The sequence below is a fragment of the Gemmata algarum genome, assembly GCF_034097035.1.
GTDB classification, from domain to species: domain Bacteria; phylum Planctomycetota; class Planctomycetia; order Gemmatales; family Gemmataceae; genus Gemmata; species Gemmata algarum.
In genome coordinates this window covers 14,420-36,391 of record NZ_JAXBLV010000166.1, presented here as the reverse complement: position 1 = coordinate 36,391, position 21,972 = coordinate 14,420, and the positions used below count along the sequence as shown (strand labels likewise).

Genomic DNA, 21,972 nt, shown 5'->3' with positions numbered 1-21,972 from the left:
CTACACGCACACTTCCACGGTCAGGAAGTTGTCGGGCTCGGCCTTGTACAGCGCCGACGCCACCCGTAACGTCCGGATGCGGTCGTCGTGCCAGGGGCTCTCCAGCCGCGGCATCGTGTCGGGGTGGGGGAAGTCCTCCAGCACGTCGCACCGCACTAACATCGCCCGCACCTTGCGGATGCGTTCTTCTCCCAGGTGCTCGCAGGTCAGGAACAGGGCGTACCTCACGCTCGCGACCGGGAGCCCGGCGTCGAGCCGGATGTGCCCCTCGACGAAGTGCCCGGCGACCGCGTTGAGCACGAAGTTGAGCAGGAACCAGCGGTCCGCTTTCGGGATCGGCAGGATGGGGTTCGCGGGCGTCGTGGCGCGGGCCGCCGCCCACACCTTCTGGATCGCGAGCCGGTTCAGGAAGATCTCGTCGATCGACCGTTCCATTACGGTGCGGATCTTGAGAGTGCCGTCGGCGAAGATGTTCAGGCTGATCGTGAGCCGGTCCAGGAACTCTTTCGCCTTCCACTGCCGCTTGGCCTGCCGCCGCGCCCACCACCAGGTGAACACGAAGGTGGTGCCCGATGTGGTCGCCGCGACGAGAATGGTCACGATGACACGTTTGGTGTACTCGGCCGACACCTCGGCCTCGTTCAGCCCGAACAGGAACATGCCGCCCCTCAAGGTTTGGCGCCCCGAATCCCGACCGGCCGCGTGGGGCTGTGTATTTTATGAGGCGCCGAACCCGGGTCGGTTCGCTCGCTGACGCGCACCGCGGCCCGGCGCTGTAACGGGGGTTACAGTGCCGATCGATAGCAGCAGGTAGGGTACGGGCTGGACATTCGCTGCCGTTCGACTGGCCACGGGCTACCACTTCGCCGGGCGACTGCTACCCACAAATCCCACGCAATTTTTGCCGCTCACGCGGTTCCGGTCCCGCTGCCATCGGAATGATGTGGGGCGACCGACTCCGGTTGAAGAGTGACGGTGTTCTGTAGCCGGCCTCTGTCAACGAATTTCAATCCCGGGAAGCCGAAGTTGCGAATGGTCATGAAATCTGTGGGGATTAAGGCACTCGGACGCGGGCGAGATCGAGCCGGCCATCGAGCCCCCAAGCTCCTGCTGGTCCTTCGTTACTAAGTCATTGCCCGGATTCGGCTTCCCAGGATTGAAATTCGTTGACAGAGGCCGGCTACAGAATACCGCGCGCATACGGATCAAGCGGATTCCAGTCGCTTCCAGTTGGTGGGGCGTGCCCCGCACAGGTCTTTGAGTGTGGTCCGCTCACTCCGTGAGCGGTCGCTCCGGGTATGGGATGGGCATGGCGCGTAACAACAGGCTCTGCAAGTCTGGGCCGCGAATCGGACCCGCGGGCCGACCGCTCACGGAGTGAGCGGACCACACTCAATGGGCAGGACCACGCTGCGCGAACTGGAAACGACTGGATTCGGTAGGGCGCGGTGCTTCCGCTGTCCTCAACCGAGACGGCCCGAACGGGGCTTGTGTGAGCGAGGCCGGCGCAGCGCCGGTTCCGGAGTTGCGGCACGCGGACGTGGGGGGCGCGTATGCGGATCGGATTCTTGTGTGTCAAAGGCGAACCGCGCGGCCGGACGATCCGGCAACGCGGCTGCACTCGCCCACCGAACTTATTACCGCTGGCTACCGAACAGACCCATCGAGAAGCTGAACAGTTGGCGGTGGTCGTACGGCCCCTTCACCACCGGGAACGCGAGGTCGAACGCCAGCGGGAGCGGCCCCAGCGCCGGCACCGACAGCCGGATGCCCGTACCCACCGACACCCGGTAGTCCTTGATGTCGAATTTGCTCTCCACCGTCCCGTGGTCCACGAACGCGACCCAGAACATCTTCTCGCTCGGCAGAATCGGGATCTGGTACTCGATCGAGTTGAGCAGCGAGAACGTGCCGCCGACCGCCAGCGTGTTCTCGTACGGCCCGACCCCGCGGAAGCTGAACCCGCGGAAGCTCCGGATGCCGCCGGCGTAGAACCGCTCGAACACCGGGGCGTTGGTGCCCGCGACCGCCACCTGGGTGCGGAACCCGAGCACGTGGCGCTGGCTCCCGTCCTCGCGGGCCAGGTACTTGGTGGAGAAGAACTGGGTGAACTCGGCCGTCCCGACCGGGAACGTGTAGTCCCCGAGCACCTGCTCGAACCCGGCGTCGAACATACTCCCCTTCGTCGGGTAGACGTACGAGTCGCGGGTGTCGCGGGTGATCCCGGCCCGCAGCCCGAGCAGGAAGTGGTTCCCCGCGTCCTTGGCGATCGACCACGGGGCGTACGCGGGCACGTCGCGCACGTTCACCCCTTCGACGCGGGTGCTGGCCGACGCGGTCCAGATCGAGTCCAGCCGCCGGTCGATGGTGACGCGCCCGCCGTACCGGTCCTCGTTGTACTCCGCGAACGAGCGGTTGTAGAAGTACGCCGAGGTGGTCAGCCCGAACGGGGTGTCGAACAGGTACGGCTCCCGGAACGTCGCCGAGTACCGCTGGAACGTGGTGCCCGGCGCGGCCTCGAGGCGCAGCTCCTGGCCGGCCCCGCGGAACGCCCGGCCGTACCGGAAGTCGTCCCAACTCGTCGGGATGCGGGTGATGTCGAAGTTGCGCTCGTTGAGCGAGATGTTACCCGTCAGCCCGGCGTCCGAGTTCACGCTGCCGCCGAAGATGATCTGCCCGGTGCGGGTCTCCTTCACCCGCACGTGAATGTCCTTGAACGAGGTGTCCAGCTCGTTCGGCATGTCCCGGACGGTCGGCGGCTCTTCCATATCGAAGAGGCCGAGGCGCGCGAGGCGCATCTGGGCCTCTTCGAGCTTCGGGTACTCGAGGATCTGCCCCGGCCGCAGGTCGAGCTGGTTCAGGATGACGCGGTCGCGGGTGATCTCGTTGCCGTCAATGATGATGCGGCCGACCCGGTCGGGCACCCCGCGGTCGTTGCCCACGTTGTACTGCACCTGGACGACGCCGGGCTCGACCTCGTACCACTGCTCATCGACGGCCACATTGTGCCCGCGGCTGCCGTAATAATCGCGGAGCCGCGTCAGGTCGCGCTGGGCGATGCGGCGGTCGTACCGCTCGCCGGGCTTCAGCTCGGTGACGGCCATGAGCTTGTCGGTCTCGAACGACTTGTTGCCGCTGATGATCTTGTCGGACACGCGGTGCTGCTGGCCCTCGACGATGTGGTACACGATGGTGACGCGGCTCTGGTCGGCCGAGCGGCGCACCTCGGGCTCGATCTTGACCGCGAGGTAGCCGAGCGCCTGGTAGTACTCGGTGAGCGCCTTGCGGTCCATCTCGATCGTCATCGGGTTGAACTTGCCGCCGATCGCGCCCGCGAACGCCGTCTTCGTGGTGATCTGGGTCTTGAGCCGCCCGGTGATCGCGCCGACGTTCCCGACGAACTCGACGCCCGCCACCTTCACGACCGGCCCTTCGACGATGTTGTACACGACGCGGCTGTCGGTCGGTTTGTTCCCCTCGACCAGTTCGACGGTCGCGTGGTACCGCCCGTCGTCCTGGTAGCGGCGCAGGATGGCGGCGCGGCCGACCTCGTTGGCCATCGGGTTCATGGCGTCGCCCTTGCGCAGCCCGGTGAGCGTGCGCAGGTCGCCGTCGCTGAGGTGTTGCGCCCCGTGGTACACGATCTCCTGGACCGTGTTGCCCAGTTCGGTGACGACGAACGTGACCGTCACCCGGCCGTCGGACTCGTTGGTGGTGAGCACGCGGACCCCGTCGGCCGTGAACCAGCGCGTGCTCTGGAGCCGGCGCACGTCCTCTTGAACGAGCGCCTGGTCGTAGGGCTTGCCGGCGCGGGTGTGGACCATGTTGAGGATCTGGGCGGGCGAGCGGAGGCGGCTTCCGGCGGTTTGGACCTCGGCAATCGTTTTCCCCTGCGGGTTGTCGGCCGCGGTCAGCCACCCGCGCGAGCCCGCGAGCAGCGCGAGTGCGAACACGGCGGCTACGAGCCACGGACGGAGACGACGACAGGCGGGCATCGGATTCCCCTGAGGGCCTCGGACAGCGGCGGAGCGGTATCGGTGGCGCGAGACGGGCCAATACGCCGGGGAGAAATTTGTGTCAAGATCGTGGCGCGCGGTGCCGAAAGGCGAACACCAGAAGGTCAGGAAAATGCCCACCACAAAGGCACGAAGAGAGCGCGAAGGGACACCGAGAAGGCAAGAGAACGAAGGGAAGGACGAGAAGCTGGATCGAAAAAGAAGGAAACCAAAGGGGGCCGGCGCGGCCCGTTCGGTTACTTCGGTTCCCCCTCCGGCTTTCGACTTCCCTTTGTCCTCTTGCCTTCTCGGTGTCCCTTCGCGCTCTCTTCGTGCCTTTGTGGTGAACTCTTCTCTTCGGCCTCTACTGAGCCCGCAGAGTGATCTCATACCGCAGTTGGTTGATGACGCTCGGGTGCGCACCCGCCGGGGCCGCGCCGGTCAGTGTGAACGTGTTGCCCTTCAGTTCGTACACGAAAGGCTTGAGCGTGTCGGGGTCTTCGGGCACCGGCACCAGCTTGATGTCGGCCAGCGATTTGGGCGGTTTGCCGTCGCCGGCGGCCGCATGCAACCGGACGGCCTCGACGGCGCGCATCAGCGCGACCCGGCGGTTCAGCCGGGTGTGCGCCTCGAACGTCTTCTCGATCGCGGGCACGTTCATCGCGAACACGCTCACGATCGGGTCGCCGCTCTCCTTGCGCAACTTCTCGGACCGCTCGCGCACCTTCGTAATCTCGGTGCGGGCGTCGGGGACGTTCAGGCTGAAGCACTTCGCGAGGTCGTCGTTGTACGACCGGTACGCGGCGACCGCCCGCAGCGCCACCACCTGCGCCGCCGGCATCTCCTTGATCGCCGCCGCGTCCCAGCCCAGGGTGAGGAGCTGCTTCCGCGCGCCCGGGTAGTTCATAGTGGCGTACGCCGTTGTACCGATGCCGCCGGTGCCGATCTGCTTGTCGTCGGGGCGGCCCATCGTCTGGAACGCGGTCATCATCTCCTCGAGCAGCGCGTTCGCGCGGTCTGTCGAGAGCACACCCTTTTCGAGCAGCCGTGCGTTCGGGAACAGGTTGTCGAACAGTCTGGCTTCGCCCTCGAACGCGATCCGCGGGTCGATGACCGGGCGCGGAAGGGTGGTGAGCGCCCAGTACATGTTCGGGCCGCCCGGGCGCTGGATCAGGTGGTCCACTTCGCCCAGGAAAATGCTGGCGACCGCGATGCCGACGAGCGTGTGAATGAGGGTCGGGCCTTCGCCCACGTCCTTGCCGAGCCGCATCCCGATTTGGATGCAGCGGACGGCCTCGTCGAACTTCCCCTCCGCGAGCGCGGCGCGCGTCCGCAGCTTCTGGAACCGGGCCAGTTCGCGGAAGGTTTGCACCTCCGTGAGCAACCCGTCGATGTTACCGACCGACAGCTTGGAGCCCAGCTCCCAATCGCACCGGTCGGCCCGTGCGGCGTCGTCGAGCGCGCGGAACGAGGCCGCGTGTGTCGCGAGGTACTTCTTCACCTCCGCCAGCGGCAGGGCGTCGACCGGCGCCTCTTCCCACTTGATGAGGGTGTCCTGGAGCTTCTTCGCCTCCTGGGCGTCGTGGGGCCAGTTCGGCTGGAGCAGCTTCGCGCGGTGGTAGTCCATCGCGGCGTTGCCCGGCTTGCGGTCGCGGAGCCGGGGCAACAGTTCGTACTTGAGTGCCGGCGCTGCGGCCGGGGCCGGCGACGCCGCGAGCCGGGTGACGAGCGCGGCCGGCGAGTGGGGACGCTCCACACCTTCGGGCGGGGCGTCCTTTTTCGGCTCGGGAGCGCGTTCTGGTGGTTGTGCCCCCGCGAGCGCGGACGCCAGGAACAGGAAGATCAACACGCGCGCCATGTCTGGTCCCTCCGGATGCTTCACTTCTCGCCCGGCGGAGGCGCCGAGGGGCCGAGTGGGGGCAGCGCGCCGAGCCCGACCGTAAGTAACTCGTTGCGTACCCCGAACCAGCGGACCGCCGCGCCCGGTTCGGGCGCCGGGCTGTCGGCCCACGGCGGGGCGGGCGCGTGTTCCACCGCGGGCGTGGCGCCCTTCGGCGGGGGCGTGAACCGGTCGATGTACACGATGCGCTCGGTCGGCTGGGGAGCGGGCCGGAACACGAGCGCCGCGGCCAACCCGGCCGCGACCAGCGCGCAGGCCCCCGCGACGACGCGCCAGAACAGGAGCGCCCGGGCCTTGGACTCCCGCCCCGCGGCGAACATGAGCGCGTGCCAGTTGAACCCGTGCGGGGACGGGTCGAGCTGCGCGAGTGCGACCGCGAGCGGGTCGGGCCGGTTCGGCGGGTGTTGGGGTGCGGGGGTGCTCATGTGGCTCGGACGGGGCGCTCGGCCCCGAGTTTCTGGCGGAGGGTTTCGATGCCCGCGGCGTAGCGCCGGTAGCAGGTCGCGGCGGAACTGCCCACCGCTTGAGCGATCTGCTCGAACGTCAGCCCGCCCCACAGGTGCGCCACGATGATCTCGCGCGTCTCGGCGGGGAGGCCGGAGAGGGCTTCGGCGGCGGCCCGCGCGTCCAGCCCGGTGGGGTCGTAGGACGGCTGGAACCACCGGGGCGCGCTGTCGGCGGCGGCGGCCTCGTACCGGTGCCGCCGGCGGGCCGCCCGGCTGGCGTCGATGGCCCCGTTCCGCACCACCTTGTAGAGCCACGGGAGCAGGTTGTCCGGCGGGGTGCCGAGGCGGACCAGTTTGAGGAACGCGGTCTGCACCACGTCCTCCGGGGTCGCGCACCACTGCCGCGCGTACAGCACGAGTGCCGCCGCGTACCGATCGACCAGTTCGGCTAGCTGCTCCGGTCCCATCGAAAGGTACTGACGCCGCTCCCGCCGTGGCATTTCAGGCGCCCGCGGCGGCACTATACCAAACGGGTATGAAACTTACCCCTCTGGGCGATCAGGCGGTGCTGGCGTACCTCGCGGACGAGCCCGCGGCGGTGGCGCTCGCCGCGACCGTCCGCGCGGCCGACCCCGCCTGGCTGTTCGACGTCGTCCCGGCCTACGCGAGCGTCGGGGTGTTCTTCGACGCCGATCAAATTCGCGCCGCAGACGTAATGGACTGGCTGAACGCGCTGGCGAGCGGGGGGCGCGGACCCGCCGAGGCGGTGCTCGGTGGCAATGCCCACTCGGTGGGCTCACGCCCCCCGCTCGCCTTTCGCGTTCCCGTGTGTTACGAGATGCAGCTCGATTTACCCCGCGTGTGCGAGCACACCGGCCTTTCGGCCGACGCCGTCATCGAGCGGCACACCGCGACCGTTTACACGGTGTACGCGGTCGGGTTCGTGCCGGGGTTCCCGTATTTGGGGTACCTGCCATCGGAACTGTGTGGGGTGGGGCGGCTGCCGAGCCCCCGAACACGGGTGGAACCCGGAAGCGTCGGGCTGACGGGGTGCCAGACGGGCATTTATCCGCTGGCGCGCCCCGGCGGCTGGAACCTGATCGGCCGAACGCCGCTGACGATCGTGGACGCGGCCGACGGGTTCTTTCCGCTGCGGGTGGGGGACACGGTCCGCTTCGAGCGCATCGACGAGGCGCGGTACCGACAGTTAGAAGGCGAGCGATTAGAGGGCGGGCGAGGGGGCTGAATCCCCTCTGCGCCCGCCCAGGCGGCGGTTAGTAGTCCCGGGCTGCGAACCGCCACGCCGAAATCCCGAGGAGGGTACCAATGCCGCACAGAGACACGAGCACCATTTCGGCCCAGGAGGTGCGAATCGGTCGGTCGTACTCCTTCGCCTTCAACTCGTTGGGGGTGAGCACCCCTTCGGCAATGACGCGCACGAGCCGGTCGTCCATTTCGTAGGTGCGAGGAGTGATGGTGTGGATCGCGCTGAACACTGGGAACGTGGACCGCGGAATGAACCCCCACAGCGGCTGCTCGGATTCGACCTCGCGCAGTACGGCCTCCGGCGTGCCGGCCTGCGGCTTGGCCTGAGCCGCCTGCTCCCGGCGGCTCTCGATGCCGTCGTTCACCTTGCCCACGCCCCACAACAGGCCCCACGCCACGCCGGTGAGCAGGATCGCGACCAACGTGCTACGGGTCAACACCGCCGCCAGCGTCGAGAACGCGTACAGCACGGCGAAGCAGAACGTGATCACGGGGATGATGCTCAGGAAGTTGAGCGGCCAGAGCCCGGTCCGCACGCCGATCGCCAGCCACACGCCGAGGACGGTGACCGTCGTGAGGATGAGCACGAACGTCAGGCCGCCGACGTACTTGTAGACCAGCAGGCGGACCCGGCCGATCGGTTTGGACACGAACAGGTCGAGGCTCCCCTTCGCCAGCATGTTCGGGATGAACCCGGCCGTGATGACGACCGCGACGAAGAGCAGCACGGACCCGGCGACCCAGTTGACGAGGTACTTTTCCAGGTAGTACACGCAGTCGCGCAGGGACCGGTACAGGTGCGGGATCTCGTACACGAACAGGATGGACACCTTGTGCCGCCACGCGAGCCGGTCCTCGACTTTGGTCCCCTTCGTCGTGACCTGGTATCGCACTTCTGTCGGGAGCGCCTTTTTCGGGGCGTCCTTTGCGTCCGTTTTGTTCGCGTCCGTTTTGTTCGCGTCCTTTTTGGCGTCGGCGCCTTCCGGCTTTTCCAACTCTGGCGGGCCGCCGGTGACCTTGACGTCGTTGAGGAACTGGAGCTCGCTTTGAAGCATCCGATCGACCTCGGACCGGGACACCGGCAACCCCGGCCGGTTCGCCTTTTTCATGTCCTCGGGGGTGGCGCAGGCGACGACGAACTCGAACGCGTAGTCCGCCTTCCACGGCTCCGCGGTGTTGGTCGAGGTGACGTTTTCGACGGAGAACTTGGGGCGCCCGCTCTCGGGGTTGGAGTCGAGGAGCCGGGTGTACAGCTCGAGGTGGTCGTCCAACTCGTCCCGGAGGGTGACCGGGCGGAAGCCGACGCTCGCAATGAGAAGTATGAGGAGCGCGGCCAGCACCAGCATCACCTGGAGCACCCAGCCGCTTTTGGCTTCGCGGTACGAGTCCTGAAGGAACGCCAGGAATTGCATCGGTTATTTCTCCCGCCGCGAGGTGCCGACCTGCCGGGCGCGGCCCGGGCGCCGCGGGCCGCGGTCCCGTTCGTCCGCGGCGTCGGTCGCGTCCACCATCGACACGAACACGTCCTCAAGGCTCTGCTTCTTCTCGACCAAGTGCCGCAGGTTCAGCCCCTTCCCTTGGAGGAGGGCGAGTACCGGATCGATCCCTTTCCCGTCGGGGAGCACCACCTCGACGTGCTCGCCGGCGGGTTCCACCGTGTAGCCGAGCTTCGTCACCTCATCCCCGGGGAACGTTTGCCCCGAAGACAAGCCGATCACGAACCGGTTCTGCTGCCGGGTCAGGTCCGCGACCGTCCCCTGGCGCACCAGCTCCCCCTGGTGCATGATCGCGACCCGGTCGCACACCAGCTCCACCTCGCCCAGCAGGTGCGAGTTCAGGAACACGGTGCGGCCCTCGGCCTTGAGCTGCTGCATGAGGTCGCGGATCTCGCGCCGGCCCACCGGGTCCACCCCGTCGGTCGGCTCGTCCAGGAAGATGACGGCCGGGTCGTGGAACATGGCCTGGGCGATCCCGAGCCGCTGCTTCATGCCCTTCGAGTACGTGCGGATGCGGTTGTCCATCCGCTTCCGGATGCCGACCACCTCGAGCATCTCGGGGATCTTGCGGCGCCGCTCGCTCCGGGCCATGCCGTAGAGCTGGCCGTAAAAGTCCATGAGCGTGTACCCGGTGTGGTAACCCGGGAACGCGTGGTCTTCCGGCAGGTACCCGACCCGCCGCCGTGCGGCCGCGGTGCCCGACGGGAGCCCGAGCAGGGTGGCGTCGCCGTCGGTCTTGTGGACGATGCCGAGTAGGACTTTGATGAGCGTCGTTTTGCCGGCCCCGTTTTGGCCCAGCAACCCGTAGATCTCGCCCGGCTCGACGCGGATCGACACCCCGCGCAGGGCCTCGACCTGGCCGTAGGACTTCCGGAGGTCGCGCGTCTCGATCACCGCCATGGTTCGCCTCGGGGCTTCGGACCGTGGAACGGCTTACCCTAAATGAAATCGGTCGTCACGCAGAAGATACGGACAACCCGGTGCGGGAGCAATGGAGTACAACAACGGGGGGCCGAACCTGTACAACCGCGAGGGCCGCTGCCGTGCCGAAGTTAACCGTCGAAGGTGTGGGGGAGTTCGAGGTGCCCGCGGGCAAGCGGCTCGTGCTGGCGCTGGTGGACGAGGCGGGCGTGGACCAGCTCCACGCCTGCGGGGGCAAGGCCGCGTGTACGACCTGCAAAGTCGAGTTCGTTTCCGGCGAGCCCGACCAGATGACGGAGGCCGAGAAGCGCGTGCTCGCGGCCAAGGGGCTGAGCGGGGTGCGGTTGAGCTGTCAGATCGCGTGCGACGCGGATCTGGCCGTGAGGTGCGTGAGCCGGTTCGCCGGCAGCGGGCGCAAGAACGCGGGGCCGCGCCCGGGCGACGCGATCGACCCGCCCGCGGTCTGGACGCCGAAAGAGTGAGCCGGGAGGTCGCCCCGAGGCGTCACCAACGGCTCAACACGCGCGGCCCGCGGAGCGCATGTGCGGAACCGTTCCGCGGGCGGGCACTCAGAAGTCACTGAACCCGTCGGCGCCGAGCGAATCCAGTTCGTGACCCTTCGCGGGGCCGTTACTGCCCCGCCGGTGGTTGATCGCTTTCGTGACCGCCGCCCGGGGCTTGGGACCGCCCCCCCTCTTCGCCGGCTTCGCCGCTTTCGCGGCCGGCGCGTGTCCGCCCGGGCCCAGATTGAACCGGCCCACCAGGTCGCGGAGCTGGGCCGCCTGGTCGGTGAGGGTCTGGGCGGTGGCGCTCATCTCCTCGGTCTGGGAGGCGTTCCGCTGGGTGACCGTGTCCATCTGGGCGACCGCCTTGTTCACCTGCTCGATGCCCGTCGATTGCTCGCGGCTGGCGGACGCCATCTCGGTCACGATGTCGGTGACCCGCTTGACGCTGGTGACGATCTCGGCCAGCGTGGTGCCGGACCGGTTGACCAGTTCGGTGCCGGTGTCCACCTTCTTCACCGAGTCCTGGATCAGGGCTTTGATTTCCTTGGCCGCGGTGGCGGACCGCTGGGCCAAGTTGCGGACCTCGGTGGCGACTACCGCGAACCCGCGCCCTTGTTCCCCGGCGCGGGCGGCTTCGACGGCGGCGTTCAGGGCCAGCAGGTTGGTCTGGAACGCGATCTCGTCGATGGTGGTGATGATGTCGGCGATCCTCTTGCTGGACGCGTTGATCTCGCTCATCGCGCCGACCGCGGAACTCACCACGCTCCCGCCCTTTTCGGCGATCTCCTTGGACCCGCTGGCGAGTTGGCGGGCCTGCTGGGCGCTGTCCGCGCTTTGCCGCACGGTTGAGGTAATCTGTTGCAGGGTGCTGGCGGTCTCCTCCAGGCTGCTGGCCTGTTGCTGCGCGCCGGTGGAGATTTCTTCACTCGCGGCGGACAACTGCCCGGACGCGTCCGCCAGTTCCTCGGCCACTTCCCGCACGCCTTCCAGCGCGGACCGCACGCTCCCCACGGCCTCGTTCAGCGCCGCCCCCACCTGTCCGAGGTCGTCGTCACCGAGGGCGGGCATGGCTTGGGCGAAGTCGCCCGCCGCCATCCGGTTGACCGCCCCCAGCACCACGGCCACCTTGCGCTTCTGCTCGGTGATGTCGGTGGCGAACTTGACCACCTTATAAGGCTTGCCGTCGGCGCCCACGATCGGGTTGTAGGAGGCGTGGATCCACAATTCCTTGCCGCCCTTGCCGACCCGCCGGAACTCACCCGTTATGTACTCGCCCCGGTTCAGCTTGGCCCAGAACTCCCGGAACTCGGGGCCGGCAGCGTGCGCGGGCTCGACGAACATGCTGTGGTGCCGCCCCTGGATTTCGGACAGCTTGTAGCCCGTTGTCGCCAGAAAGTTTTCGTTGGCGGTGGCGATGGTGCCGTCGAGGTTGAACTCGACCACCGCCATCGCCTTGCGGATCGCCGCGATCTGCCCTTGGTAGTCGGCGTTCGCCGCCTCCAGCGCGAGCCGCTTCGTGACCACGTCCCAGGTGACCATGGTGCCTAGCCGGGCGCCGGTCGCCGAAAACAACGGCTTCACGCGCAGCTCGAGCGTCTCCGGCCCGAGGCGGATGAGCGTCGACGGCGGGATGGTGTCGGGGCTCGTGAGTGTCCGCCGGACGTTCTCGGGGCGCTTGTGGAACACGTCGATCGACTGGCCCACCAGCGACTCGGCCCGGACCGGCAGGTGCTCCTGGAGCGCCTTCAAGGTTCGGATGGTGGCCGCGTTGGCGTACCGAATCACGAACTGCGTGTCGCAGAACATGACGTTGAATTCGACGGCGTCCAGGATGTGCGCCGGCACCTCGGCGGGCAGCGCCGCGGCTCCCTTGGCGGCGGTCCGTCCCGCGGCGGGCGTGTGGCTGAAAAAGCCCATAACGTGTCACTGGTCCGGAGGAGGGGTAGCGAGTCAGGTCGCGTGCCGAATCCGGAAACGGCCCACCGCTCCGCTCGTACGGACCGGCTGGGCCGCTTTCGCCGGCGGGAGCGGGGCACGCGCTCCCGGTCGCACGGACGACCGTTTTCGAACAACGGGACGGGGCGTCGTATGCTCACCGGCGGCCCGATCAATAGGATCGATTCCTTCCGCACGGATTTGCTCACACCATAATTCGCCGGCTGGGGGCAGCCTCGAATGTCCTGATGGGTACTGGGTTTGTGGCCGATGCGTCCGGCGGACTTGGCAGTCCAGGGCGCCGCTGGTTAGGGTGATGAGGTGTTCTGTGACTTGTTCCCGGCCCGCTCGTCCTCACTTGGAGAGGCCCTTGAGCCGTTACGCCCGCAGCCAGGTGTCCGGCCCCGCGATGGGGTTATTGGTGACCGCCGCCATTAGCGTCACGGCTCTCATCGTGGCGCTCATCATCGATGTCGTCATTTTGGCCACGTTTCGCCTCGAGCCACAACAGAAAACACAGATAACCATCCGGACCACCTGGGCCGCGCTGATGCTGGTGGCCAACTTCGTGATCATCAACGGGGCGCTCCGCATGAAACAACTGGAGAGTCACCCGCTCGCGCTAACCGCGTGTATTCTCGGTATGATCCCGTGCCTCGGCCCGTGCTTCGTTCTCGGCCTCCCGTTCGGCATCTGGGGGCTCACCGTGTTGAACGAATCCCGAGTCCGACGGGCCTTCCGGTGACGAACTCGTGACCGCGGTGAGCCGGGGCGGGATGGGGCTGATCGCGCTAGCCCGCGCGGCTCCCGGAGCGGCACAGGGCCTCCAGAACCGCGCGGGGCTTGCCGGCGTCGAGCGCGGCTTCAGCCCGCTCCACGCCCTCCCGGAGCGTTCGCACGGCTTCGGCGGCCCACAGGGCCGCGGCGGCGTTTGCCAGCACGATCCGCCGGGCCGGGCCGTCCTCGCCCGCCAACACGCCGCTCACGGCGGCCGCGCTCTCAGTCGCGTCTTGCGCGCGGATCGCCGTGAGCGACACCGGGGCCAAACCGAACTCCGACGGCGGCCACTCGCGCGCCTCGTACTCGTTGCCGCGCACGACCCGCACCATCGTCGGTGCCGTTAGGCTCACCTCATCCAGCCCATCCCGGCTACACACCAAAACCGCTTGCCGGACGCCCAAACGCGCCAGCGCCGCCGCCAACGGGTCTAACAACTCAGATTTCCCCACGCCGAGAAGTTGGTACGGTGCATTGGCCGGGTTCGCCAGCGGCCCCAGCAGGTTGAACAGGGTGCGAACGCCGAGCTTCTTCCGGAGGGCGGAAACGTGGGCCATGCCGCGGTGAAAGTGCGGGGCGAAGCAGAACGCGAACCCGGTGCGGTCGAGGCACTGCTGCGCCCACTCGGGGCCGGCTTCGATCGGCACGCCCAACTCGCGCAGCACGTCCGCGCTGCCCGACTTGCTCGACACGGCCCGGCCCCCGTGCTTCACCACGGGCACGCCGGCCCCGCACGCCACGAGGGCCGCCGCGGTGCTGATGTTGAACGTCCCGCTGTCGTCACCGCCGGTCCCGCAGGTGTCGAGCACCGGCCCGGACACCGGCACGAGTTGGAGCATTTGTTCGCGCAGCACGAGCGCCGCGGCGGCCACCTCCTCTGCCGTTTCCCCCTTCATGCGGAGGGCCGTAATAAACGCCGCGCCGCGGACCTCGTCCACCCGACCGGCGACGAGGTCGCGGACCGCGTCGGTGACCTCTGCCGCGGTCAGGTGTCGCCCGGACAGGAGCGCCGAAAACAGTTCGGGGAACCAAGTTGGGGTCGGTAGCTCCAAGACACACGCCCTACAGGGGTGAAAGACCGGTGTACCTCGCGAAATGCTATCGCGCGGATACCGAAAGCTGCAATTTTTCTCTTCCGCTGTGAACAGTTGTTACTTATACTTCCATTCATGTAGTGGACGGGTGTAACGATTGTTCCGGTCGGGCAACCTGGGGTAGATCGAATGCTCGCGACGCCGTCCGCCACCGAACACGAACCCGCCGACAGCACGGACATCCTCTCGGGGGGCCGTCTGTCCGCTCCATCTGCCTTCGGAGACGACCCCATGTCGGAGCGCGTGCAACTCACGCCCAAGCAGCAGTCGATCTACAACTACATCCGCAAGCACATTGAGGAAAAGGGGTTCCCGCCCGCGATCCGCGACATCTGCACGGAGTTCGGCATCTCCTCGCCCAACGGCGTGATGTGCCACCTGAAGGCACTCCAGACGAAGGGGTACATCAACCGCGTCCAAAAGGGCGAGAACTCGCAAAAGGCGCAGGCCCGCGGGATCACCATCCCGGGCGTCACGTCCGGCGGGTTCAGCTTACCCCTTGTTGGCGTGGTCGCTGCGGGCAAGGCCATCGAATCCGCTGAAGACGATCAGCGGCTCGAGATGCGCGAACTATTCGGCAGCGAAGACCTGTTCGTTGTCAAAGTGCGCGGCACGTCCATGATCGAAGGGCACATTGCGGACGGCGACTTTGTGGTGATCCGCAAGGCCGAGACGTGTGAAAATGGCGAGAAGGTTGTCGCTATGATTGAGAAGGCGATGACGCTCAAGAAATACTACAAGAAAAAGAATGAAATCCAGTTGCACCCGATGAACAGCACGATGGAGCCCATCATTGTGGACCCGTCCCGTGAGGACATTCGCATCCTCGGTATACTGGCGGGCGTCATCCGTAAGTGCTGATCAAGAAACGTTATGCGTTGTGCGTCGTGTCGTCGCCCAGCCGGCGACGACACGACGCACAACGCTTTTTCAAGTGGATGTGTTTTAGGTCCTTCTGGAACGCCATCCACGTTGCGTCCCGCATCGGACCAACTGCCGGACACCACACCTCAAAAACACTTATGATCTGGCGCGGCGATCGTTGGCGCGGGGTGGGAACTTGACACTCCGTTAAGAAGCTCGACACTTTCCCCATGCACCGCGAGATCAGCACTGTTGATGACCCGTTTCGATCCGAGACGCCGCTTGGGCTCTACCTGCTCACGGCTGTCGTCGGGGGACTGGTCGCGGCGGACCTGTGGCCCGTTGTTGCCGGGTGGCTCAAAGGCCAGGGCGTCGAAACGTACACCTGGGCGCGCGAGTTGTACGGGTTCCGCTACGCGCTCGCCGCGGCCGTCCTCGGCGGCGGGCGGGTGTTATACACGTCCCTGGAATCGCTGTTCGAGGGTCGTATCGGCTCCGATCTCGCCCTCGCGATCGCGTGTCTCGCAGCCATCATCCTGAAAGAACCGGTTGTTGCCGCGGAGGTGGTTTTCATCGGGCTCGTGGGCGAATGCCTAGAAGCCTATACGTTCTCGCGCACGCAGAACGCGCTCGGTAAACTCGCGGAACTGTTCCCAACCCGGTGCTGGGTGCTGCGCGACGGCGCCGAGGTTCGCACCTTTACTGCCGACGTCATCGTCGGCGACAAGGTCGTAGTAAAGCCCGGCGGCCGGGTGCCCGTTGACGGCGTGGTGACCGACGGGCGCTCGGCGGTCGATGCGAGCGCGATCACCGGCGAGAGCTTGCCGGTTGATAAGGGCGTCGGCGACGCGGTGCTGGCCGGGAGCATCGTCCAGCAGGGCGCGCTCACCGTCGAGGCGCAGAAGGTCGCGAAACAGACCGTCGCCGGACAGGTGATCGAGCTGACCGGCCAAGCGCTCAAAGACAAGGCCCCGCTCGAGCGTTACGCCGATCGGCTGGCGCGGTACTTTTTGCCGCTCGTGCTCGTGCTGGCGCTGGTCACGTTCCTGGGCAACGTCGGCTACCAAATGACCGGTGCGCCGGCCCCGGGGCTCCCGAAACCGACGCTGCGCGCCGCCGCACAAGTGGCCGCGTACCCCGCGCTGGCGGTGCTGGTGGTTGCGTGCCCGTGTGCCCTCATCCTTGCAACCCCGGCCGCGGTCATCGCCGCACTCGGACGACTCGCGGGTACCGGCGTGCTTATCAAGGGCGGTTCAGCTCTTGAGCGACTGGCCGGCGTAACCGCGTTCGCGTTCGACAAAACCGGCACGCTGACCGAGGGGAAACTCGAACTCGGCGACGTGATTCCGCTTTTCGATGTCACCCCGGAGGGGCTCCTCGCCGCCGCCGCCACCGCCGAACAGCGGAGCGAGCACCCGCTGGCGCGGCTGCTCGTGCGCGAAGCCGGCTCCCGCGGCTTGGCCCTCGCGACCGTTGACGAGTTCCGGGCGCATCCTGGGGCAGGCGTTACCGCCCGCGCCGAAGGCGGGGCCCTCGTCGTGGGGACGCGCCGGCTGATGGAGGAGCAGGGCGTCACGCTGCCGCCGGAGGCGGTGGCGGCGCTGGAACGGCTCGACGCATCCGGGCAGACATCGCTCGTCGTGGCCCGTGACGGCGTCGTGCTGGGCGCACTCGGGGCGCGTGACACGCTCCGTCCCGAAGCCGCACAAGTGCTTGCGGACCTGCGCGCGCTGGGCATTCGGCCCGTCGCGCTGCTCACCGGCGATCGCGCGGCGGTGGCGCGAACGGTTTCGGAACAACTGCCCGTTACCGAAGTTCACGCCGAGATGCTGCCGGCCCAAAAGGCCGAGTGGGTGGCCGCGCAGAAACTGCCCCTCCCGTCCCCCGCCTTTCTGACGGGGAGGGCTGCCTTGGCGGGCCGCGATACGGTCCGGGAGGAACAACGGCCGGCAGACGCACCTGCTGCGGACGCGCTCGCAACTACTGACTCGCAATCGCCTCCGGTCCCCCCCTCTCCGGTGAGCGGCGGGCGGGGGGCGGCGGTCGCGTTCGTCGGCGACGGGATCAACGACGCGCCCGCGCTCGCGCGGGCCGGGGTCGGGATCGCCATCGGCAGCGGAACGGACGTTGCTGCCGAGGCCGGCGATGTCGTGATGATGGGCGCGCCGCTCGCGCCGCTGCCGCTGCTCGTGAAGCTGTCGCGCGAAACGGTCCGCATCATCCGGCAGAACATTCTGATCTTCGCGTTCGGGGTGAACCTCGTTGGCATCTTGCTGACGGGGCTGTTGTGGCCGCTGTTCGCGACCTCGCCGGAGTGGTACGAGTCGGCCCCGCTGGTGGGCGTCATCTACCACCAGTTCGGGTCGCTGGCGGTGCTGTTGAACTCGATGCGGTTGCTCGCGTTCGACCGGGCCGACAACCGCACCCTCTCGCGGGCCAAAGGGGCGGCAAAAGCGGTCGAGGGGTGGCTGAACCGGTTCTCGATCGACGACACCCTGCACGCTGTCGCGCACCGGTGGAAGCTGATCCGCTCCGGCGTCCTCGGAGCGCTCTTTGTTGCCCTCGCGCTCACCTCGTTCGCGCAAATCGAAACCGACGAAGTAGGCGTTGTGCGACAGTTCGGCGCGATAACCACGGACCTGCCGCCGGGGCTACACGTGCGCTGGCCGTGGCCGATCGAAACCGTGACCCGGGTGCGGCCCGACGAGGTGCGCACGGTCGAACTCGGGTTCCGCGTGCTGGCGGAGCCGCAGAGTAAGAAAGCGCCTACGAGCAACACCTGGACCAGCGGACACGGCGACGGCGTCGGGCGGCTCACCGACGAGGCCGTGATGGTCACCGGCGACGGCGATCTGGTCGAGATCCTTGCCACCGTTCGGTACCGCGCCAGCGCCCCGCGCCAATACCTGTTCGCGGCCCGCGACCCGGACGCGCTGATGCGCTCGGCCGCCGAAGCGGTCCTTCGCGAACTGGTCGCCAGCCGGCGGTTTCTGGAACTGCTCACGCTCAAGCGGGCGGAACTGGAGCACGACGCCACGAACCGCCTGACTCAGCGCCTTGCGGAGGTCGCTCCGGAGGGGCTGGGTGTCACCCTTGAGGGGTTTACGCTGCACGACCTGCACCCGCCGCCGGAAGTGGTGAACTCGTATCACTCGGTCGCGAAGGCGATTCAGGAGCGCGACCGCACCATCAACGAGGCGCTCGCCGGCGCGCTACGCACCCGGCGCCGCTCGGAAGAAGAGGCGGACCGCATCCTGAAGCGCACGGAAGCCGAGCGTCACACGAAGGTCGAAAGTGCGAAGGCGGATCGGGACGCGTTCCTCGCGTGGCACACGGCCCGCGTGCGGTTGACCGACGCCGAAGAGGCCGCCCTCGCCGCCGAGCGGGCGAACCGGATCGCGGCGAAGCAGGACCCAGCCGCGGTAGACAGGGACCTCGCCGAGCGCCGGGCTCGCACGCTGGCCGAGCGCCGCACGCTGCTCGAAACGCGGCTGACGTACCAGACCGTTGTGGACGTGCTGAAGTCGCGCGACAAGGTCATCATTGATGCGCCCGAGGCGCCGGGCCGCCGACACCTGTTCCTGCTCGACCCGGAACTGCTCAAGGTGCCCCAACTGGTCGCGCCGCGAACGATCGAGAAAGACCCGTGATGCCGAACGCCGGGCGGCTCAGCGCCCGGGGCTACTCAGAGATCGAATCCGGGCGGTTGAGTAATGCCATTGCGGGTTCGGGGCGCCGCGGCGACGCTCGGATGGTCGGCACCCCAGAGGAGGTGCCCGGCGAGGATCTCGACCAAGCTCGGGTCAGAAGCCCGACCATCAGGTATCGATGCCATGACGACTTCGCGGATCGGTCCACTCGGCTAGATCTTCAACCCGCGACCGGGCCACGCGCGGCTCCGGAACAGGGGTGGCGCTCCACACCCACGCACGCCGACTTCCCACCGGGCGCCGATCCGAAACCCGACCACAGCGGGGCCGGCACCGCGATCGTTGTGGCGGCGCAGACCGCCGACAACTTCAGGACGAGGTAATCGCTCGACACCTCGTTCGCACTCTTCTGCTTGCCGTCCACCACACTCATTCAGTAACGGTTGCGCCGACGGCAGCGGTTGGGCGGCCGGTGGCGAATTGGCGATGTGATGCGTCGCCTGTGGCGGATGGGTAAAATGGGTGCCGTGAGCTATTTTTGCTAGGCTCCCTGATAGTGCTGGAGCAGTGACCGCGCACGGTGGGCCTATTGATTGACCTCCGACGAACCGAGCGACGCAGACGACCTGTTCCCGGACTACCTGGTCGAATGCGACGAGCATCTGACCGGGGCGAGGAACCTGTTGCTCGCGCTCGACGCGCACCCCGGCGCTGCCCGGCCGGAACACCTCGACGAGCTGTTCCGGCACTTCCACACCCTCAAGGGGCTGTCGGGGATCGCGGACGTCGGGCACGCGGAGTCGGTCGCCCACCAACTGGAGGAGTACCTCGGCGCGGTCCGCAAGGGTCGCGCCGCGCTGAACCCGGAAGGGATCGCCGCGCTGGTGGACGGGGTGGCGGCGATCGAAGCCGTCATCGTCGCCCGGCGGGACGACACGCCGGCGCCCGAAACAAGTGCGCTGGCCGCACGCTTGGCCGCGCTAACGGGTGCCCCAGCCGGTGACGCCCCCCGGAGCTCAGTGCCTGGCCCCGGGTCAGAAGCAGCCGGACCCGTGGGAGGTGAGAGCCGAACGTGGAAGGTCACGTTCGCGCCGACGCCAGCCCTGGCCGCGTCTGGGGTGAACGTCGGCGCCGTGCGCGAGCGCCTGCGTGCCGCCGGCGAGATCGTCCGCGCCGAACCGGTGGCCGCTCCCGGGGGCGTTTCGTTCACCTTCGTCGTCACCAGTTCCGACCCGCACTTTGAATCGCTCTTCGCCGCGGACGGGCTGAGCGTGGAGCCGCTCGATCGGCCCGCCCCGGTACCGGCGGACGAGCCGGCGCGGGCGGCACCACTGGCCCCGAGTAACGTCGTCCGCGTGGACCTCACGCGCCTCGACGAGTTGGTGCGGGTGCTCGGAGAACTGGCGATCACCCGGGCGCGCCTGGACGGCGCCTTGGAGCGCGTGGCGCGCCTGCTCCCCGTCGCCGAGCGGCGCGAGCTGCACGAAACGAGCCTCACCGTGGGGCGGCAGTTGCGCGACCTGCGCGACGGCGTGATGCGGGTCCGGCTGGTGCCCGTGCGGGACCTGTTCGCGCGCATGCGGCTGGTCGTCCGCGACCTGGCCCGCGGTACCGGGCGCGGCGTCGACCTCGTGCTCACCGGCGAGAGCACCGAGATCGACAAGTTCGTGGTCGAGCGGCTCGCCGATCCGCTGCTGCACCTCGTACGGAACGCCGTCAGCCACGGCCTGGAACCCGCGCCGGAGCGGGCGGCGGCCGGAAAGCCGGCGCGCGGGCGGATCGACCTGCGTGCCGCCGCGGCCGGCGGGGCGGTGGCGATCGAGGTCGAGGACGACGGGCGCGGGATCGATCCCGAGCGGGTGTTCGCCCGCGCCCGGCAGGCCGGGCTGGCGCCGCCCGGCGGCTGGGGCGACCCGGGCGCCGTCCTGGACCTGATTTGCGCGCCCGGGTTCTCCACCCAGGACGCGGCGGACCGCGCGAGCGGGCGCGGGGTCGGGATGGACGTGGTCCGGCGCGCGGTGGAGGAACTCGGCGGGACCCTCGACCTGACGAGCCGGCCCGGTCACGGCGCCCGGTTCGCCGTCCGGCTCCCGCTCACGCTCGCCATCGCCGACGCCCTGATCGTGACCGTCGGCGGGCAGACCTACGCCGCGCCGCAGGCGGCGGTGCGCGCGGTGCTGGTGGTCGAACCCGGTACCGTAACCGTTTTGGAGAACAACGAGCTGATCCGGAACCACGAGGGCGTGCTCCCGCTGCTGCGCCTGGCGGACCTGTTCGGCACCCCGCGGCCGGCCGGCGCGTTCCCGGCGCTGGTGGTGGGCGAGGGGCGGGCCGCGGTCGCGCTGGGCGTCGACCGCGTGGTCGGGCTGCGCGAGGTGGTCGTGCGCCGGCTCGCTGACCCCCTGGTCCAGGTGCCCGGGCTGGCGGGCGCGACCGAACTCGGCGACGGGCGCGCGGTCCTCATTCTCGACGCCCCCGGGCTGGCCCGGTACGCCCGCACGCGCCGGCCCCGCTGACCCCCAAACGAGGCGAACCGACCGTGGCGACCGCAGAACCGTACGTCCTGTTCGAGCTGGCCGGGACCGCGTACGCGATTCCGAGCGCCGCCGTGCAGCGGATGGAGATGGTCGAGCAGGTGACGCCGGTGCCGAACGCCCCGGCGTTCGTCGACGGGGTCGTGTTCTCGCGCGGCCAGGTCGTGCCGGCAATGAGCCTGCGGGGCCGGTTCGGGTTCCCACGCCGCGGGTACGACGCGGCGACGCGCCTCATCGTGGTCGCGCACGGCGACCGGACGGTCGGCCTGATCGTCGATTCGGCCCGCGAGTTCGTGACCATCCCGGCGGACGCGGTCCGGCCGCCGCCCGAGGGCATGGCCGGCACCAGCGGCAACTACCTGGGCGGCATCGCCACGGTCGGCGGTCGCGTCGTGCTGATCCTGAGCGTGGCCGAAGTGCTCGGCCACGCGAGCGCTCACTGATCGACGATCTGGGTTGCGGATGTCCACGCCCGTATTCTGTAGCCGGCCGCTGTGGCGCCGGCGCGATGCGAGTGGTGCTGCACCGGTCTCACCGAGGCCGCCTACAGAAGAGAAGAACTCTTCAACCGGATCGGGTACGGGTTCG

The 21,972-nt window shown here is 68.2% G+C and carries 16 protein-coding genes; 7 read left to right on the top strand and 9 right to left on the bottom strand.

Annotation, left to right across the window (positions count from 1 at the left end):
* The 5 genes from R5W23_RS12775 to R5W23_RS12755 all read right to left on the bottom strand — a co-directional run bounded on the left by R5W23_RS12775 (position 1) and on the right by R5W23_RS12755 (position 6,841).
* Positions 1-660, bottom strand: a complete 660-nt coding sequence (locus R5W23_RS12775; protein WP_261188281.1) for a hypothetical protein — start codon at positions 658-660, stop codon at positions 1-3.
* Between the two features lie 977 nt (positions 661-1,637).
* Complete coding sequence (gene bamA / locus R5W23_RS12770) at positions 1,638-3,995, bottom strand: outer membrane protein assembly factor BamA (protein WP_320686650.1); 2,358 nt, start codon at positions 3,993-3,995, stop codon at positions 1,638-1,640.
* 364 nt (positions 3,996-4,359) lie between these two features.
* Positions 4,360-5,853, bottom strand: coding sequence for a hypothetical protein (locus R5W23_RS12765; RefSeq protein ID WP_320686649.1), 1,494 nt, complete (start codon positions 5,851-5,853; stop codon positions 4,360-4,362).
* Between the two features lie 20 nt (positions 5,854-5,873).
* Positions 5,874-6,320: a hypothetical protein gene (locus R5W23_RS12760; RefSeq protein WP_320686648.1), complete on the bottom strand. Its 447-nt coding sequence runs from the start codon at positions 6,318-6,320 to the stop codon at positions 5,874-5,876.
* Positions 6,317-6,841, bottom strand: coding sequence for an RNA polymerase sigma factor (locus R5W23_RS12755; protein WP_320686647.1), 525 nt, complete (start codon positions 6,839-6,841; stop codon positions 6,317-6,319). The genes R5W23_RS12760 and R5W23_RS12755 overlap by 4 nt, the downstream gene beginning before the upstream one ends.
* A 35-nt stretch (positions 6,842-6,876) precedes the next feature.
* Between R5W23_RS12755 and R5W23_RS12750 the strand changes: the two genes are divergently transcribed.
* Positions 6,877-7,587, top strand: a complete 711-nt coding sequence (locus tag R5W23_RS12750; protein WP_320686646.1) for a 5-oxoprolinase subunit B family protein — start codon at positions 6,877-6,879, stop codon at positions 7,585-7,587.
* Positions 7,588-7,615: 28 nt separating this feature from the next.
* On the opposite strand, the gene R5W23_RS12745 is transcribed toward R5W23_RS12750, so the two are convergent.
* Together R5W23_RS12745 and R5W23_RS12740 are read right to left on the bottom strand one after the other, a co-directional pair.
* A complete protein-coding gene (locus R5W23_RS12745; RefSeq protein ID WP_320686645.1) occupies positions 7,616-9,019 on the bottom strand; it encodes an ABC transporter permease in 1,404 nt (467 codons plus the stop codon).
* Between the two features lie 3 nt (positions 9,020-9,022).
* Positions 9,023-10,003, bottom strand: coding sequence for an ABC transporter ATP-binding protein (locus R5W23_RS12740; protein ID WP_320686644.1), 981 nt, complete (start codon positions 10,001-10,003; stop codon positions 9,023-9,025).
* Positions 10,004-10,146: 143 nt separating this feature from the next.
* On the opposite strand from R5W23_RS12740, the gene R5W23_RS12735 reads away from it, so the two are divergent.
* Complete coding sequence (locus R5W23_RS12735) at positions 10,147-10,506, top strand: 2Fe-2S iron-sulfur cluster-binding protein (RefSeq protein ID WP_261188272.1); 360 nt, start codon at positions 10,147-10,149, stop codon at positions 10,504-10,506.
* A gap of 87 nt (positions 10,507-10,593) precedes the next feature.
* Here R5W23_RS12735 and R5W23_RS12730 read toward each other — a convergent pair whose 3' ends face one another.
* The gene (locus R5W23_RS12730) at positions 10,594-12,447 is read right to left on the bottom strand and encodes a methyl-accepting chemotaxis protein (RefSeq protein WP_320686643.1); all 1,854 of its coding nucleotides are present in this window, start codon (positions 12,445-12,447) and stop codon (positions 10,594-10,596) included.
* 388 nt (positions 12,448-12,835) lie between these two features.
* Between R5W23_RS12730 and R5W23_RS12725 the strand changes: the two genes are divergently transcribed.
* The gene (locus tag R5W23_RS12725) at positions 12,836-13,210 is read left to right on the top strand and encodes a hypothetical protein (RefSeq protein ID WP_261188270.1); all 375 of its coding nucleotides are present in this window, start codon (positions 12,836-12,838) and stop codon (positions 13,208-13,210) included.
* Positions 13,211-13,256: 46 nt separating this feature from the next.
* Here R5W23_RS12725 and trpD read toward each other — a convergent pair whose 3' ends face one another.
* Complete coding sequence (gene trpD / locus R5W23_RS12720; protein WP_320686642.1) at positions 13,257-14,294, bottom strand: anthranilate phosphoribosyltransferase; 1,038 nt, start codon at positions 14,292-14,294, stop codon at positions 13,257-13,259.
* Positions 14,295-14,567: 273 nt separating this feature from the next.
* Here trpD and lexA point away from each other — a divergent pair, with 273 nt between their 5' ends.
* The 4 genes from lexA to R5W23_RS12700 all read left to right on the top strand — a co-directional run bounded on the left by lexA (position 14,568) and on the right by R5W23_RS12700 (position 21,827).
* Positions 14,568-15,197 (top strand): transcriptional repressor LexA, encoded by a 630-nt coding sequence (gene lexA, locus R5W23_RS12715; RefSeq protein WP_261188268.1) that lies wholly within the window; start codon positions 14,568-14,570, stop codon positions 15,195-15,197.
* 233 nt (positions 15,198-15,430) lie between these two features.
* Positions 15,431-18,850 (top strand): cation-translocating P-type ATPase family protein, encoded by a 3,420-nt coding sequence (locus R5W23_RS12710; protein WP_320686641.1) that lies wholly within the window; start codon positions 15,431-15,433, stop codon positions 18,848-18,850.
* 593 nt (positions 18,851-19,443) lie between these two features.
* On the top strand, positions 19,444-21,366 hold the full coding sequence (locus R5W23_RS12705; RefSeq protein WP_320686640.1) for a chemotaxis protein CheA: 1,923 nt from the start codon (positions 19,444-19,446) through the stop codon (positions 21,364-21,366).
* A gap of 23 nt (positions 21,367-21,389) precedes the next feature.
* Complete coding sequence (locus tag R5W23_RS12700; protein ID WP_320686639.1) at positions 21,390-21,827, top strand: chemotaxis protein CheW; 438 nt, start codon at positions 21,390-21,392, stop codon at positions 21,825-21,827.
* Positions 21,828-21,972: the final 145 nt, after the last annotated feature.